Here is a 16268-nt window from a genome sequence, read left to right as displayed (position 1 = left end):
CCTCCCCGCCTCAATCGGCCTGTGCGCGCCGGTTTTCCGCCACATCAGTGGCTTGCTTTCGGAGGGAACGTAGCAGCGGCTGCCGAAGGTGGGAAGAAGTCGCGCAGGAATTGCCCCCTACTTTTTCCACTCAGAGGACAAAGGCGCGGTGCTGTCTGCCTTACCTCCCAGGTAATGGACCGTCAGAGCGGCCGGGGTCAGGCCGGCATCAGTCCTGGTCACCCCAGAGGGAGGTCCCGCATGACCGGCACCCCTGCTCCCGAAGCACTGCTGAAGGCGGTGCCCTTCGCCGACGGGCTGGGCATCGCGCTGACACGCCGTGCGGTCGGGCACCGTCCACGCCGAGGCACGACCCGTGCACGTGGGGCGCTCCCACATCGCCGTGCGGACGGACCTGCGTGAAGAGGACGGCACCCTGGTGGGTGAGACGACGCAGACCCAGGCGGTGCTGACGGCCGGCTGAGGCCTACGAACGCGCCCGCGCGTGGTACGAGCGCCTCGTGTGCTCCGTGTGTTCGCGCATCAGGCGGGTGGCCCGCTGTTCGTCGCGGTCGGTGATCGCGGCGATGAGCGCGCGGTGTTCGATCCAGGACTGGTGGCCCCGCTGTCGGGCGACCGGCGTGTAGTACCAGCGGACGCGGCGGTCGACCTGGGCGGCCAGTTCGGCGAGGACGGCGTTGCCGGCGAGCTCCATGACCTTCGCGTGGAAGCGGGCGTTCATGGCGACGGCCCCGTCGACGTCGTCCGCCTCGACGGCCTTCTCGCCCTCCGCGCACAGCGCTTCCAGCGCGGCGATGCCGGCGCTGTCCGCGCCCGCCGCGGCGAGCCGGGCCGCCTCGGCCTCCAGGAGCGTACGGACCGTGAGGAGCTGGTCGGCCTCCTCCTCCGTCGGCTCGTGCACGAACGCGCCCTGGGCGGGCCGCAGATCGACCCACCCCTCGGTGTTGAGGCGCTGCAACGCCTCGCGCACCGGCTGCCGGGAGACCCCCAGATGCCCCGCGAGTTCGCTCTCCACGAGGTGCTGGCCGGGCTGGAGGGCACGGGTGGTGATGAGTTCGAGCAGTGCCTCGTAGACGCGGTCGCGCAGCGGACCCGGGCGTTCCAGCTTGGGTACCGCCCCCTGGGGCAATCCTGTCGACAGCATCGCGGTCCCCCTCCTCGGCAGGGCCGTGCACAGCGCGGCGGAAGCCGGTGTCGCCACAGACTCAGTATCGATTGTCTTTCGTCTACAGTCTACGGCGCACAAGAGCCAGGGCTTCAGGGAGTTGACCGCGTCACACCGCAACGGGGCTCACGGGCAGCGGACGACCTGCCCGGCGTACGACAGGTTCCCGCCGAAGCCGAACAGCAGGACCGGGTCACCCGCGGCGACCGCACCCTGCTCGACCAGCTTGGACAGGGCGAGCGGGATGCTCGCGGCCGACGTGTTGCCGGACTCCGTGACATCGCGCGCGACGACCGCGTTCACGGCGCCGATCTTCTCCGCGAGGGGTTCGATGATGCGCAGGTTGGCCTGATGCAGTACGACCGCCGCGAGGTCGGCCGGCTCCAGCCCGGCCCGCTCGCACGCCCGCCGCGCGATGGGCGGCAGCTGGGTCGTCGCCCAGCGGTAGACGCTCTGCCCCTCCTGCGCGAAACGCGGCGGCGTGCCCTCGATCCGCACCGCGTTCCCCATCTCGGGCACCGAGCCCCACAGCACCGGCCCGATGCCGGGCTCGTCGGCGGCCTCCACGACCGCGGCCCCGGCCCCGTCGCCGACGAGCACGCAGGTCGTGCGGTCGCTCCAGTCGGTCACCTCGGACATCTTGTCGGCCCCGATGACCAGGGCCCGGCTCGAGCCCCCGGCGCGGACGGCGTGGTCGGCGGTGGCCAGGGCGTGGGTGAAGCCGGCGCACACGACGTTGAGGTCCATCGTGGCGGCCTGCGGGATGCCGAGGCGGGCCGCGACCCGGGCGGCCGTGTTGGGCGAGCGGTCGACGGCGGTGGAGGTGGCGACCAGCACCAGGTCGATGTCGGCGGGGGTCAGCCCGGCCGCCGCGAGGGCCTTGGCGGCGGCGTGGGCGGCCAGCTCGTCGACGGGTTCGTCGGGGCCGGCGATGTGGCGCGTGCTGATGCCCACCCGGCTCCTGATCCACTCGTCACTGGTGTCGACCATGCCCGCCAGGTCCTCGTTGGTGAGTACCTTGGCGGGCTGGTAGTGGCCGACGGCGGCGATGCGCGAGCCGTTCATGTGGGCGGTCCCCCTCGTGGAAACTTGGGTAGCGGGATCCACCAGTCTGATCAGTGACTCGCGGGTACGGCGGCAGCCAAGGCGACAGGAAACAGGTGCCCGCGTTGTCAGCTTCGGTCAGGACCTCGGACGACCGAGCACCTGTCACACGGCTAGCCGGTGAACAGCTGGGTCGCCTTGCGGACCAGCTCGTACAGCCCGTAGGCGAGCGGTACGCCCACCCACACCCAGGCGAAGGCGATCAGCCCCCGCCGGTCCGGGCTAGGCGGACTCTGACTGGTGCCGCTGGACATGCGCGGCCTCCTTCGGTGCCGGGACGTGATGACGCGGGTGGACGGGCCGCACGAGTTCGTTGGCGACGAAGCCGACGACGAGCAGCCCGATCATGATGACGAACGACATTCCGTACAGGGCCGCGCCGTGCCGGCCGGCCTCCTCCTGCCGGTCGGCGATCCAGTTCACGATCAGCGGTCCGAGCACTCCGGCCGTGGACCAGGCGGTGAGCAGCCGCCCGTGGATGGCGCCGACCTGGTACGTGCCGAACAGGTCCTTCAGATACGCCGGAACGGTCGCGAAGCCACCGCCGTAGAAGGACAGGATCACCAGTGCGCACAGGACGAACAGGGGCTTGGAGGAGTCGCCGAACAGGGCGATGAGCGCGTACATCAGCGCGCCGACGCCCAGGTAGACGCGGTAGATGTTCTTGCGGCCGATCAGGTCGGACGTCGAGGACCAGGCGATGCGTCCCGCCATGTTCGCCGCCGACAGCAGCGCGACGAAGCCGGCGGCGGCCGTCACCGACACGGGCGTGGAGGTGTCCGCGAAGAAGTCCGTGATCATCGGGGCGGCCTTCTCCAGGATCCCGATGCCGGCGGTGACGTTCATGCAGAGCACGATCCACAGGCACCAGAACTGCGGGGTGCGGATGGCCTGGTTCGCGGAGACCTGCGGGCCGGCGAGGACGCTCGGCCCGCTGTCCACCGGCTTCTCCGTGCGCGGCACCCGCACCAGCAGCACGCCGAGCAGCATGAAGACCGCGTACGTCAGCCCGTGCACCAGGAAGGCCAGTGCGATCCCGGAGCTGTCGGCGCCGAACGACTCCAGCATCTGCGCCGACCACGGCGAGGCGATGAGCGCACCGCCCCCGAAGCCCATGATGGCGATGCCGGTGGCCATGCCGGGCCGGTCCGGGAACCACTTGATCAGGGTGGAGACCGGCGAGATGTAGCCGATGCCGAGGCCGATACCGCCGACGAAGCCGTAGCCGAGGACGATCAGCCAGTACTGCTCGGTGGCCGCGCCCAGCGCGGAGAGCAGGAAGCCGGACGAGAAGCAGACCAGGGCGACGGTCATCGCCCAGCGCGGCCCGTTGCACTCGACGAGGGTGCCGCCGAACGCGGCGGACAGGCCCAGCATGACGATGCCGAGCTGGAAGGGCAGCGCGCTCTGCGTGCCGCTGAGGCCGAGCGCTGACTCGAGGGGCGGCTTGAACACGCTCCAGGCGTAGGCCTGGCCGATGGAGAGATGTACGGAGAGAGCGGCGGGCGGAACGAGCCAGCGGCTCCAGCCCGGGGGCGCGACTGGGGGACTCATGAACCCGGAACGGTAGGCAGTCGCAGGGGAGTTGAGAAGGCGGCGCGTCGACCGTATGCGATGAGCGGTATCCAGCATGCGCCGAACGGTCATCGCACGGACCCTTGCTGACCCAACGTCCATACTGTAGACAATATTCCGTCGACACGAGCTGACACCGGCCGTGAGCCGGCCACTCGGCAGTCACCTCCGCGGTATCCCTCAAACCGAACGGAGTGTTCCCGTGAAAGTCGCAGTTCTCGGCGCCGGGGCCATCGGCGCCTACGTCGGCGCCGCGCTCCACCGCGCGGGCGCCGATGTGCATCTCATCGCCCGTGGACCGCATCTGGCGGCCATGAGGCGGCACGGAGTCCGGGTGCGCAGCCCGCGCGGCGACTTCACCGCGCACCCCCACGCGACCGACGACCCGGCCGAAGTCGGCCCGGCCGATTACGTCTTCCTCGGCCTGAAGGCCAACGCGTACGCGGCGTGCGGGCCGCTGATCGCACCGCTGCTGGGCGACACGACGGCGGTCGTGGCCGCCCAGAACGGCATCCCCTGGTGGTACTTCCACCGGCACGGCGGCCCGTACGACGGCCACCGCGTCGAGAGCGTGGACCCGGACGGCGCGGTCAGTGCGGTGCTCGCGCCCGAACGGGCCGTCGGGTGTGTCGTCTACGCGGCGACCGAGCTCGAAGGGCCGGGCGTCATACGGCATTTGGAGGGCACCCGGTTCTCCGTCGGCGAGCCCGACCGGAGCGTGTCCACGCGGTGCGTGGCGTTCAGCGAGGCCATGCAGGCGGGCGGCCTGAAGTGCCCGGTCGAACCGGACGTCCGCAACGACATCTGGCTCAAGCTGCTGGGCAACATCTCCTTCAATCCGATCAGCGCGCTGGCCCGCGCGACCATGCGGCAGATGTGCCTGCACGGCGGCACACGCAAGGTCATCGAGATCATGATGACCGAGACGCTCGCGGTCGCGAACGCCCTCGGCTGCGAGGTCGGCGTCTCCATCGAGCGCCGGCTCGCGGGCGCCGAGCGGGTCGGCGACCACCGGACCTCCACGCTTCAGGACCTGGAGCGCGGCAAACCGCTCGAACTCGACGTACTCCTCGCGGCGGTCGTCGAGTTGGCGGACATCACCGGCGTGGAGGTGCCCACCCTGCGCACCGTGCACGCCATCTCGGACCTGCTCGCGCTGAGGAGCGCCGCATGAGCAAACGCGACCGAAGCCCGAAGACCTACACCCGGCTCACCCACCCCCTGGTCAGGGACTCGCGCGACGAGCCCTTCCGCCGGGCGAGCTGGGAGGAGGCCCTGGACCGGGCGGCCCGGGGCCTGGCCCGCAACCGCGGCGCGTTCGGCATGTTCTCCTGCGCCCGGGCGACGAACGAGATGAACTACGTGGCCCAGAAGTTCGCCCGGGTCGTCATGGGCACCAACAACGTCGATTCCTGCAACCGCACCTGCCATGCCCCGAGCGTGGCGGGCCTGTCGGCGGCGTTCGGCTCGGGCGGCGGGACGTCGTCGTACGAGGAGATCGAGCACACCGACGTCATCGTGATGTGGGGCTCCAACGCCCGCTTCGCGCACCCGATCTTCTTCCAGCACGTGCTGAAGGGGATCCGGAACGGCGCCCGGATGTACGCGGTCGATCCGCGCCGGACCTCGACCGCCGAGTGGGCGGAGAGCTGGCTGGGCCTCAACGTCGGCACCGACATCCCGATGGCGCACGCGATCGGCCGCGAGATCATCCACGCGGGCCTCGCGAACGAGGCGTTCATCGCGCGGGCGACCATCGGCTTCGAGGAGTACAAGGCGCTGGTCGAGCCGTGGACGCTGTCGCTCGCCGAGAAGGTGACGGGCGTGCCGGCCGCCGCCATCCGCGAGCTGGCGCACGCCTACGCCCGCGCCGAGCGTGCCCAGCTGTGCTGGACCCTCGGCATCACCGAGCACCACAACGGCACCGACAACGTGCGCGCCCTGATCAACCTGTCCCTGCTCACCGGGCACGTCGGCCGCTACGGCGCCGGCCTGCAACCCCTGCGCGGACAGAACAACGTGCAGGGCGGCGGCGACATGGGCGCGATCCCCAACCGCCTGCCCGGATTCCAGGACATCCTCGACCCGGACACCCGGCTGAAGTTCGAGTCCGCCTGGGACACCGTCATCCAGCCCCACTACGGGCTGAACCTCACGGAGATGTTCGAGGCCATGGAGGACGGCACCCTCAAGGCCGTCTACTGCATCGGCGAGAACCCGGCCCAGTCGGAGGCCGACAGCGAGCAGGCCGTACGGCGTCTGAAAGCCCTCGACTTCCTCGTCGTGCAGGACATCTTCCTCACGAAGACGGCCGAGCTCGCGGACGTCGTCCTGCCGGCCACGGCCGGCTGGGCGGAGACCGACGGCACGACCACCAACAGCGAGCGGCGCGTGCAGCGCGTCCGCAAGGCCGTCACGCCGCCCGGCGAGGCCCGCGAGGACATCGACATCATCTGCGACCTCGCGGCCCGCCTCGGCCACGACTGGAAGTACGCCGACGCCGAGACCGTGTGGAACGAGCTCAGGTCGGTCTCGCCCGACCACTACGGCATGACGTACGAGCGCCTGGAGGAGCACCAGGGCATCCAGTGGCCGTGCCCGGGCACGGACCGGCTCGAACCGACGTACCTGCACGGCCGGTTGTGGGAGCGGGAGCCCGAACGGCGCGGTCGCCCGGCGCCCTTCGGGATCGTGCAGCACGACCCGCCCGTGGACCTCACCGACGAGGAGTACCCGATCCGGCTCACCACCGGTCGGCGGCTCGACTCGTACAACACCGGTGTGCAGAGCGGCGGTTACGCCTCGCCGCTGCGGCGCGGCGAGTACATCGAACTGTGCCCGGAGGACGCCGAGCGCTACGGGGTGGTGGTCGGCGAGCAGGTCCAGGTCACCTCGCGGCGCGGGTCGGTGACCGCACCCGTGTGGGTGGACACCGCGCTGCGGCCCGGGCTCGCCTTCATGACCATGCACTTCCCGGACGAGGTGGACACCAACGCACTGACGATCGAGGCGAACTGCCCGATCGCGGGGACGGCGGAGTTCAAGGCGTCGGCGATCCGGATCGAGAAGCTGCCCGTCGCGACCATCGTGAGGTGACGTAAGTGGACCTGCACTTCGGCGACAGCAAACCGACGGACGACGAACGGGCGGCCGTCGACGCCCTGCTCGGGCCTCCGGAGTCCTCCTGGGAGGGCGCCGACCGCTCCGACGCGGATCTGAGGTGGGCCCGTGGCGGACGCGAGGCCCGGGACCGCCGCGACCTGCTGTTGCCGGGGCTGCACGCGATCAACGACCGGGTCGGCTGGATCAGCGACGGCGCCCTCGACTACCTGTGCCGGCGGCTGACGGTGCCGCCGGCGGAGGCGTACGGGGTCGCCACCTTCTACGCCATGTTCTCCGTCAAGCCGCGTCCGGCTACCGTGCTGCACGTCTGCACCGACCTGGCGTGCGCGGCGGCCGGGGCGCCGGAGCTGTGCTCGGGGATCGAGGAGCGGCTGGGCCCGGGCAGCGGGGTCGCGGTCGAGCGCAGCCCCTGCCTCGGCCTGTGCGAACGCGCCCCGGCCGCGCTCGCGATCAGGGCCGGGGACCCGGTGCGGACGGCGGTGTCCGCACCGGCGACCGTCGAGGAAGCCGTGCTCGCCGCGAGCGCCCCCGACTCGGCGCCGGAGGAGCCCCCGGCCGCGCTCGCGGTGCCCCAGGCCGGACAGGACGGCCTGATGCTGCTGCCCCGCGTCGGCGTGGTCGACCCGGCGTCCCTGGACGACTACCGCGCCCACGGCGGCTACACCGCCCTGCGCCGGGCCTTCGAGCTGGGCCCCGCCGGGGTCATCCGCGAGGTCACCGACTCGGGCCTGGCCGGGCGCGGCGGCGCCGCCTTCCCGACCGGCCGCAAGTGGCAGGCCACGGCGTCCCAGCCGGACCACCCGCACTACCTCGTCTGCAACGCCGACGAGTCCGAGCCGGGCACCTTCAAGGACCGCGTGCTCATGGAGGGCGACCCGTACGCACTGGTCGAGGCCATGACGATCGCCGGGTACGCGACGGGCGCCCACAAGGGCTACCTCTACCTGCGCGGCGAGTACCCGCGCTCCCTGCATCGCCTCGAACACGCGATCGCGCAGGCACGCGCGCGTGGACTGCTCGGCGACGACGTCCTCGGCCAGGGCCACGCCTTCGACATCGAGATCCGGCGCGGTGCGGGCGCCTACATCTGCGGCGAGGAGACGGCCCTGTTCAACTCCATCGAGGGCTACCGGGGCGAGCCCCGCTCGAAGCCGCCGTTCCCCGTGGAGAAGGGCCTGTTCGGCAAGCCGACGGTCGAGAACAACGTCGAGACGCTGGTCAATGTGCTGCCGATCCTCACCATGGGCGCTCCGGCGTACGCGGCGATCGGCACGGGCAGGTCCACCGGGCCGAAGCTGTTCTGCGTGTCCGGGAGTGTGGAGCGGCCGGGGGTTTACGAGCTGCCGTTCGGTGCAACGCTGGGCGACCTGCTCACCCTCGCCGGGGTGCGGGACGGGCTGCGGGCGGTGCTGCTCGGCGGGGCGGCGGGCGGCTTCGTACGGGCCGACGAGCTGGACATCCCCCTCACCTTCGAAGGGACACGGGAGGCGGGCACGACGCTCGGCTCGGGCGTCGTCATGGCCTTCGACGACAGCGTGCCCCTCCCCCGGCTCCTGCTGCGCATCGCGGAGTTCTTCCGCGACGAGTCGTGCGGGCAGTGCGTGCCCTGCCGGGTCGGGACCGTGCGGCAGGAGGAGGCGCTGCACCGGATCGTGGAGCGCACCGGCACCGACGCCGCCGGGGACATCGCCCTGCTGAGGGAGGTCGGCCGCGCGATGCGGGACGCCTCGATCTGCGGTCTGGGGCAGACCGCGTGGAACGCCGTGGAATCCGCCATCGACCGTCTGGGGGCGTACGAATGACCGTCACACCGCTGGGGATCCCGCGCCGCGTGCTGGAGCTCACGATCGACGGCGAGGAGGCCAGGGTCCCCGAGGGCTCGACGATCCTCGACGCCTGCCGGGCGGCCGGGAAGGACATCCCGACCCTGTGCGAGGGCGACACCCTGCGCCCGAAGAACGCCTGCCGGGTCTGCGTCGTCGAGGTCGAGGGGGCCCGCACCCTCGTCCCGGCCTGCTCCCGCAAGGCCGAGCCGGGCATGGAGGTCCGCACCGACACCGAGCGGGCCCGGCACAGCCGGAAGATCGTCCTCGAACTGCTCGCGTCGTCCGTCGATCTGTCGACGACACCCCGCGTCGCCGAGTGGCTCAAGGAGTACGAGGCGAAGCCGGACCGCTTCGGCCCGGACGCGGCCCGGCTCAACGAGGAGCCGAAGATCGACAACGACCTGTACGTGCGGGACTACGACAAGTGCATCCTCTGCTACAAGTGCGTCGACGCCTGCGGCGACCAGTGGCAGAACACCTTCGCGATCTCGGTCGCCGGGCGCGGTTTCGACGCCCGGATCGCCGTGGAGCACGACGCCCCGCTGACCGACTCGGCGTGCGTGTACTGCGGGAACTGCATCGAGGTGTGCCCGACGGGCGCACTGTCCTTCAAGTCCGAGTTCGACATGCGCGCGGCGGGTACGTGGGACGAGTCGCGGCAGACGGAGACGACCACGGTGTGCGCGTACTGCGGAGTGGGCTGCAACCTGACGCTGCACGTGCAGGACAATGAGATCGTGAAGGTCACCTCGCCGCACGACAACCCGGTGACCCACGGCAACCTCTGCATCAAGGGCCGCTTCGGCTACCAGCACGTACAGAACCGGGGCTGATCAGGACATGGGACGAGTCACGGAACGACGCAAGGTGCTCCGCATCCGCGACGGGGCGGTCTCCAGCCGCCCGGACACGCTCGTCGCCGAGGAGCCCCTGGAGATCCGGCTGAACGGCAGGCCCCTGGCGATCACCATGCGCACGCCGGGCGACGACTTCGCGCTGGCGGCGGGCTTCCTGGTGAGCGAGGGGGTGCTCGGCGGGCAGCGTGACCTGCGGAACATCGTCTACTGCGCGGGGGCCACGGCCGACGGGTCGAACACGTACAACGTGGTCGACGTGCAGACGGCCCCGGACGTGGTGATCCCCGACATCACGCTGGAACGGAACGTCTACACCACGTCCTCCTGCGGTCTGTGCGGCAAGGCCTCGCTGGACGCGGTGCGCACCACGGCCCGCTGGCCCATCGCCGACATGCCCCCGGTCCGGGTCACTCCCGAGCTGCTCGCGAGTCTGCCCGACCGGCTGCGCGCGGCCCAGCGGGTCTTCGACCGGACCGGGGGCCTGCACGCGGCGGCCCTCTTCTCGGAGGAGGGCGAGCTGCTGGACGTCCGGGAGGACGTGGGCCGGCACAACGCGGTCGACAAGCTGGTCGGCCGCGCCCTTCAGAACGGGGACCTGCCGCTGTCGCGGACGATCCTGCTCGTCTCGGGCCGGGCCTCCTTCGAGCTGGCGCAGAAGGCCGTGATGGCCGGCATGCCGGTCCTGGCGGCGGTGTCGGCCCCGTCCTCGCTGGCGGTGGACCTGGCCGCCGAGACGGGCCTGACGCTGGTGGGCTTCCTGCGGGGCAGCTCCATGAACGTGTACGCGGGTGAGGACCGTATCGCCCTGCGGGCCGCGGCCGCCCAGGGCTGAGCAGGTTCCCCCGCGACACGGCGGCGGGGCCCCGACCGGCGGGGAGCGCCCCCTGCGCCGCAGGGGCCCCGTCTCGGCCCGGCCCCGGCGGAGCAGCCGTCAGTCGCCCGTGCCGGATATGCGCCGCAGCATGCCCGTGAACTGCTCGCGTTCGGCCTCCGACAGCGGGGCGAGCAGCTCGTCGTTGGCCGCGCGGGCCGCCTTCTCGCAGCGCGTCAGCAGCCGGGCTCCCCGGGCGGTGAGGGACACCGCGTTCTTCCGCCGGTCCTTCGGGTCCGGCTCGCGCACCACCAGGCCCGCCGCCTGGAGGTCGTTCAGGATGCCGACCAGGTCCTTGGGGTCCAGCCCGACCCCGCGCCCGAGGTCGGCCTGGGCGACGGGGGCCAGGTCGCGGACGGCGGACAGCACCACGTGGTGCCACATCCGCATGTCCTGCTCGGCCAGCGCCTCGGCCACCAGGGCCCGGCCACGGGCGGCGGCACGGCCGAGCAGCCAGCTCGGCAGGGAGCGGATCGCGGGGAGGGGAGCTTCCGACATGGCCGCAGCCTAACCAAGAAATCGTTGGTTCTCCCTATGATCCTCCTATACCGTTGGGCGCCCCAACGATTTCGTGGGGATGTCCGACGACGTCCGGAGGTGCGATGCGCCGCGTCCGCTACGAATCCCGAGGCGGCCCCCTGTTCACGGAGGAGGCACCGGTCCCCGAGCCCGGCCCCGGAGAACTGCTCGTGCGCGCGGAGGCGATCGGCGTCACGCTCCCGGTCGTCCGCAAGGTCACCGAGGCCCCGGAGCCGGTCCCGCTCGGCGGCGAGATCGCCGGGGAGGTCACCGCCGTCGGCGAGGGCGTCACCCGCTTCGGCACCGGCGACCGCGTGACAGGGCTCTGCTTCGGCCATGGCTACGCCGACTTCGCGCTCCTGCACGAGGCCATGGCCTCCCCGGTCCCGGCGGACGCCGGCGCCGTCACAGCCGTCGCCCTGGTCCGCAGCGGCCTGGTCGCCCTCGGCGCCCTGGAGGCGGCGCGCCCCGAGCCGGGCGAGGCGGCCCTGCTCACCGCCGCGGCGAGCGGCGTCGGGCACCTGGCCGTGCAACTGGCCAGGACGCGGGGCGCCGGACGGGTCGTGGGAGCCGTCTCCGATCCGGCCAAGGCCGACTTCGTCCGCGGCCTCGGCGCCGACCACGTCGTCAGCTACGGCGACGGCACCTGGGGCGCTCCGGTCGACTACGCCCTGGACGCGGTCGGCGGCGAGCTCGGGCCCTCGCCGCACTCGCCCCGGAGGGACGGCTGGTGGCGTACAGCTCGGGCGGCGGCACCGTCCAGGCGTACGACCTGCTCGCCGGCGCCAAGTCGGTGATCGGGTTCCAGATGGCCCGCGTCGCGCGCGGGAAGCCGGAGGTGTACGAGCAGTGGCGCGAGGAACTGTGGCGGCTGTTCGCGGCCGGAACGGTCAGACCCGTCGTGCACGGGGAGTTCGCCCTTCAGGACGCGGCGAAGGCACACGGGGAGATCGAGGCGAGGGCCAACCTCGGCAAGGTCGTCCTGATCCCCTGACGCACGCTCCTTGTGGGGGGTCTGTGAAGCCAAGTACCGTCTGTGGCCCCAAACATGGGACGTGGGATGTCCGATTGACCGAATGTCCGTTCCCCGGATGTCCGTTCCCATGCCTCGGTGGTCCAGCCGACAGACGCATGAAGGGCAGGTCGCACCATGCCGTCAAGTCTTCGCGCACGTCTGAGATCCACCCTGACAGCCGTCCTCACCGCCGCGGCGCTGCTCGCGCCCGCGAGCCCGGCCCATGCCCAACCCTCCCCATCGTTATCGGAGTTCGACCAGCAGGTCCTCTTCAAGGCCTCCCAGGACCCCGGTTACGCGTGCTTCCGGATCCCGGCGATCGTGCGGACCACGGCCGGCACGCTGCTCGCCTTCGCCGAGGGCCGCGTCCTCAACTGCGGTGACGCGGCCGACATCGACATCGTCCTCAAACGCTCCACCGACGGCGGCCGCACCTGGGGACCGCTCCAGGTCGTCAACGAGGGCGCGGGCGACACGCACGGCAACCCGGCGCCCGTCGTGGACCGCAGGACCGGCCGGATCCTGCTGGCCGAGACGTACAACACGGGCCGTACGGACGCCGGCAACTGCACCGTCCCCTGCGACCGCACCCCGCACCTCCAGTACAGCGACGACGACGGCCGGACCTGGTCCGAGCCGCGCGACCTGAGCGACGAGATCCTGCCCGAGCACTGGAACTCCTGGTACGCCACCGGGCCCGTGCACGGCATCCAGCTCACCCGCGGCAAGCACGCCGGGCGGCTGGTGTTCGGCGTCAACACCGAGACGTGGGACGGCAGCAGGGTCACAGCGAACCACGCCGCGCTCATCGTCAGCGACGACGGCGGCGACCACTGGCGGATCGGCGCCACCGACTCCTGGCCGATACCGCAGGACGGCATGTTCCGGCAGAAGCCGTCCGAGGTGACGCTCACCGAACGGGCCGACGGGGCCGTCCTCGTCAGCGGCCGCGAACAGGACGGCACCGATCCGGGGCACCGCTCCCAGACCTTCAGCCTGGACGGCGGCGACAGCTTCGCCACGCCCTTCCGTGCTCTCCCGGACCTCTACACCCCGCAGGTCCAGGGCGCGACGCTGCGCCTCGGCGGCCGAATGCTGCTGTCCGCCCCGGCCGATCCCGACCGCCGCCGGACGATGATGGTCCGCTCCTCCTACGACGGCGGGCGCACCTGGGACAGCGTGGACCGGGGCACGGTCGTCACCACGGACTGGTCCGGCTACTCCGACATGGCGGCGGTCGACTCCTCGACGGTGGGCCTGCTGTACGAGGGCGGCGCGGTCGACGCCCGTGACGAGATCCGTTTCGCCCGTTTCACCGAGGACTGGCTGAAACCGCGCCGTGGCGCCGACCCGACCACCCGCGACGCGGCGCCGGGCGCGCGGCCCGCGGCCGTCCTCGGCGATGCCGGGCGGACTGCGGGTGTCCGCGGCGGCGCGCTGTCCTTCGACGGCATCGACGACGCCGTACGCCTGCCGTACCGGTCCCGACTGCAGCTCGGCGAGGGCGACTTCACGGCCTCTCTGTTCTTCCGCTACACCGCTACGACCGGCGAACAGCCCTTCCTGTGGATGGGCGGCATCGGCAGCACGCAGCCGCAGGTCTGGCTGCGCGGAGAGCCGGCGAGCGACCGGGTCCGGGCGCTCATCACCACCCGGTCGGGCGCGGCGACCGTCAGGACGGCCTCCGTGTGGACCGACGGCGCCCGCAACGACGGCCGCTGGCACCACCTGGTCCTGCGCCGGGGCGGTGGGCAACTGACCCTCTTCCTCGACGGCACGCCGATCAGCACCCCGGACGTGCCGGGCTCGGTCAGCCGCAACTCCCCGTTCGGCGTGCACATCGGCCAGCGCATGGACAGCCGGGCGTTCCTCACGGGGGCGGTCGACGACGTCCGCGTCTGGAACCGGGCCCTCACCGACAGGGAGTTGGGCGCCGGCACCAAGAGCGCGGCCGCCAGGGGCACGGTGCTGTGGCTCCCCATGGACCAGGTGAGCGGCAGCAACTAACGTCACGGCACGTGCCCGACGACGCAGAAACAGCACGAGCACGACAGCGCACGGGAACCGGGATCGGCCTGCTGCTGGTCCTGGTTCTCGGAGCCGCGCTGCTCATCGCCCTCCCGGACGACGAGAGCCCGGACGACGACACCGCCTGCCGGGCGCGCACCGTCCGCTCCTGGCAGGCGGACGACGGCCTCACCGCCGAGTTCGCCCGCTACGGCGACGACACGACCCGCACCGACGACTGGACGGGCGGCGACGGCACCCACTCGGTGCGGCTGCCGGACGGCCGGGTGCTGTGGCTGTTCTCGGACACCTACCTGGGCCGGGTGTACGGCCCGCCCAACCCGGCCGGCGAGTCCCACGCCTGGCGGGACACCACCGCGCCGCTGGTGCGCAACTCGGCCGTGCTGATGCGCGACGGCCGGCTGGAGACCACCCTCCCCGCCCCGCTGTTCGCCGACCCGGCTCCCAACCAGTGGCGCTGGCCGGTCGCCGCCCGCGTCGAACCCCGCTCCCCCGGCTCCTCGGAGCAGGTCGTCCGGGTGCTGCTGTGGGTGCGCACGGCCGGCCAGGCCCCGTGGATCTACGGCGTGCCCACCGCGACCGAGGTGGCCACGCTGTCGCTGCCCGATCTGCGCCTGGAGTCGGTCGTCAAGGTCCTCGACCAGCAACTGGTCCCGGACCCGTCCCGGCGGGTGCTGTTCGGCACGACGCTGGTCGAGGAGGACGGCTGGACGTACGTCTACGGCGGAGACGACGGCCAGGCCGCCTCCCGCCCGGCCTCGCACGCGTACGTGGCGCGGGTACCGGAGGGCAGGCTCGGGGATCCGGCGGCCTGGCGGTACTGGACCGGCTCGTCCTGGGCGGCCGCCGCCCGCCCCCGGCCGGTGCTCGGGGACGGGCAGCGCAGGGGGGTGGGCAGCGCGTTCTCGGTCGTCCGGGACGGCGGGACGTACGTGCTGTTCACGATGGCCGCGGGCACGAAGGGCCTGACCACCGTGGCGTCGTACTGGGCGTGCTCCCCGGCCGGGCCGTGGCACGGGCCCGCGAAGGAGTTCAGCCCGTCGCTGCCGCAGGGCCAGGTGGCCGCCTACAACCCGCAGGCGCACCCGGTGCTGAGCGGCGCCGGGCGTCTGGTGCTGAGCTACGACGTCAACTGGCTGGAGACGACGGGCGCCGCCGCCCAGCTCAGCCGGAACGTGTCCCTGTACCGACCGCGGTTCGTGACGCTGCGGCTGGCTCCGGCCCGGTGACCTCCGGGCGGGGGTCGTGCGAGCGGCGCTTGGCGATCACCGCGCAGACCATGAGCTGCATCTGGTGGAAGAGCATCAGCGGCAGCACGGCCAGCGAGGCCTGCGGGCCGAACAGGACGCTCGCCATGGGCAGTCCGGCGGCCAGGGACTTCTTCGAGCCGGCGAACTGGAGGGTGATCCGGTCCTCCCGGCCGAAGCCCAGCGCCTTGCCGCCGTACCAGGTCAGCAGCAGCATCGAGGCGAGGATCACGGCCTCGACGACGAGCAGCCCGCCCAGCCGTAGGGGGCTGACCTGGTGCCAGATGCCCTGGACCATGCCCTGGCTGAACGCGGTGTAGACGACGAGCAGGATCGAGCCGCGGTCCACCAGCGCGAGGACCTTCTTGTGGCGGGTGACGAAGCGGCCGATCCAGCGGCGCAGCAGCTGCCCGGCGAGGAACGGCACCAGCAGTTGCAGCACGATCTTCAGCAGCGAGTCGGCGGAGAACCCGCCCCCGCTGCCGCCGAGCAGCGAGGCCGCGAGCAGAGGGGTAGCGATGATGCCGACGAGCGAGGAGAAGGAGCCCGCGCAGATCGCGGCGGGCACGTTGCCGCGGGCCATCGAGGTGAAGGCGATCGAGGACTGCACGGTCGACGGGACGAGCGTGAGGAAGAGCAGGCCCTGGTACAGCGGGTGCGTCAGGATCACCGGCACCAGCCCGCGAGCCGCCAGACCGAGCAGCGGGAAGACGACGAAGGTGCAGGCCAGGACGGTGAGGTGGAGCCGCCAGTGGCGCAGTCCGTCCAGCGCCTCACGGGTGGACAGCCGGGCGCCGTAGAGGAAGAACAGCAGGGCGATCGCCGCGGTTGAGGCACCGGACGCGACATCGGCGACCGTCCCGCGCGCCGGGAACAGGGCGGCGACGCCCACCGTCGCGAGGAGGAGAAGGATGTACGGGTCGATCGGCATCCGACGC

The 16268-nt window shown here is 71.9% G+C and carries 14 protein-coding genes and 1 pseudogene; 9 read left to right on the top strand and 6 right to left on the bottom strand.

The genetic code is table 11. The features are described 5' to 3' along the window. Window positions 1-319 precede the first annotated feature (319 nt). Window positions 320-463, top strand: a complete 144-nt coding sequence (locus CP976_RS36140) for a hotdog family protein (protein WP_150484103.1) — start codon at window positions 320-322, stop codon at window positions 461-463. A gap of 3 nt (window positions 464-466) precedes the next feature. Here CP976_RS36140 and CP976_RS36135 read toward each other — a convergent pair whose 3' ends face one another. The 4 genes from CP976_RS36135 to CP976_RS36125 all read right to left on the bottom strand — a co-directional run bounded on the left by CP976_RS36135 (window position 467) and on the right by CP976_RS36125 (window position 3823). Further along, on the bottom strand, window positions 467-1144 hold the full coding sequence (locus CP976_RS36135; protein ID WP_150484102.1) for a GntR family transcriptional regulator: 678 nt from the start codon (window positions 1142-1144) through the stop codon (window positions 467-469). A 147-nt stretch (window positions 1145-1291) separates the two neighbouring features. Beyond that, a complete protein-coding gene (locus tag CP976_RS36130) occupies window positions 1292-2230 on the bottom strand; it encodes a beta-ketoacyl-ACP synthase III (RefSeq protein ID WP_150484101.1) in 939 nt (312 codons plus the stop codon). Between the two features lie 152 nt (window positions 2231-2382). Next, window positions 2383-2523 carry an MFS transporter small subunit gene (locus CP976_RS43110; protein WP_167537490.1) on the bottom strand — a complete coding sequence of 47 codons (141 nt, stop codon included), beginning with the start codon at window positions 2521-2523 and terminating at the stop codon, window positions 2383-2385. Beyond that, on the bottom strand, window positions 2492-3823 hold the full coding sequence (locus tag CP976_RS36125; RefSeq protein ID WP_150484100.1) for an OFA family MFS transporter: 1332 nt from the start codon (window positions 3821-3823) through the stop codon (window positions 2492-2494). The genes CP976_RS43110 and CP976_RS36125 overlap by 32 nt, the downstream gene beginning before the upstream one ends. A gap of 223 nt (window positions 3824-4046) precedes the next feature. Here CP976_RS36125 and CP976_RS36120 point away from each other — a divergent pair, with 223 nt between their 5' ends. The 5 genes from CP976_RS36120 to fdhD are packed head-to-tail and all read left to right on the top strand — an operon-like array spanning window position 4047 to window position 10482. Beyond that, window positions 4047-5018 carry a 2-dehydropantoate 2-reductase gene (locus tag CP976_RS36120; RefSeq protein ID WP_150484099.1) on the top strand — a complete coding sequence of 324 codons (972 nt, stop codon included), beginning with the start codon at window positions 4047-4049 and terminating at the stop codon, window positions 5016-5018. Further along, the gene (locus CP976_RS36115) at window positions 5015-6940 is read left to right on the top strand and encodes a molybdopterin oxidoreductase family protein (RefSeq protein ID WP_150484098.1); all 1926 of its coding nucleotides are present in this window, start codon (window positions 5015-5017) and stop codon (window positions 6938-6940) included. The genes CP976_RS36120 and CP976_RS36115 overlap by 4 nt, the downstream gene beginning before the upstream one ends. 5 nt (window positions 6941-6945) lie before the next feature. After that, window positions 6946-8769, top strand: coding sequence for an NAD(P)H-dependent oxidoreductase subunit E (locus CP976_RS36110; protein ID WP_150484097.1), 1824 nt, complete (start codon window positions 6946-6948; stop codon window positions 8767-8769). Beyond that, window positions 8766-9626, top strand: a complete 861-nt coding sequence (locus CP976_RS36105; protein WP_150484096.1) for a 2Fe-2S iron-sulfur cluster-binding protein — start codon at window positions 8766-8768, stop codon at window positions 9624-9626. The genes CP976_RS36110 and CP976_RS36105 overlap by 4 nt, the downstream gene beginning before the upstream one ends. Before the next feature lie 7 nt (window positions 9627-9633). Next, window positions 9634-10482: a formate dehydrogenase accessory sulfurtransferase FdhD gene (gene fdhD / locus CP976_RS36100; protein WP_150484095.1), complete on the top strand. Its 849-nt coding sequence runs from the start codon at window positions 9634-9636 to the stop codon at window positions 10480-10482. 99 nt (window positions 10483-10581) lie between these two features. On the opposite strand, the gene CP976_RS36095 is transcribed toward fdhD, so the two are convergent. After that, window positions 10582-11019, bottom strand: a complete 438-nt coding sequence (locus CP976_RS36095; RefSeq protein ID WP_150484094.1) for a MarR family winged helix-turn-helix transcriptional regulator — start codon at window positions 11017-11019, stop codon at window positions 10582-10584. Window positions 11020-11123: 104 nt separating this feature from the next. Between CP976_RS36095 and CP976_RS36090 the strand changes: the two are divergent. The 3 genes and pseudogenes from CP976_RS36090 (at window position 11124) to CP976_RS36080 (ending at window position 15312) form a co-directional block, all read left to right on the top strand. Beyond that, window positions 11124-12034, top strand: a pseudogene (locus CP976_RS36090) (quinone oxidoreductase family protein). Between the two features lie 156 nt (window positions 12035-12190). Further along, window positions 12191-14062: an exo-alpha-sialidase gene (locus CP976_RS36085; protein WP_150484093.1), complete on the top strand. Its 1872-nt coding sequence runs from the start codon at window positions 12191-12193 to the stop codon at window positions 14060-14062. Window positions 14063-14073: 11 nt separating this feature from the next. Beyond that, the gene (locus tag CP976_RS36080) at window positions 14074-15312 is read left to right on the top strand and encodes a DUF4185 domain-containing protein (RefSeq protein WP_150484092.1); all 1239 of its coding nucleotides are present in this window, start codon (window positions 14074-14076) and stop codon (window positions 15310-15312) included. On the opposite strand, the gene CP976_RS36075 is transcribed toward CP976_RS36080, so the two are convergent. Continuing rightward, the gene (locus CP976_RS36075; RefSeq protein ID WP_167537593.1) at window positions 15248-16261 is read right to left on the bottom strand and encodes a bile acid:sodium symporter family protein; all 1014 of its coding nucleotides are present in this window, start codon (window positions 16259-16261) and stop codon (window positions 15248-15250) included. The two genes, CP976_RS36080 and CP976_RS36075, sit on opposite strands and share 65 nt — an antisense overlap. Window positions 16262-16268: the final 7 nt, after the last annotated feature.

The sequence above is a fragment of the Streptomyces coeruleorubidus genome (assembly GCF_008705135.1).
Classification (GTDB): Bacteria; Actinomycetota; Actinomycetes; order Streptomycetales; family Streptomycetaceae; genus Streptomyces; species Streptomyces coeruleofuscus.
Note: the sequence above shows the minus strand (reverse complement) of the source record. Positions and strands in the feature narration are given on the sequence as shown.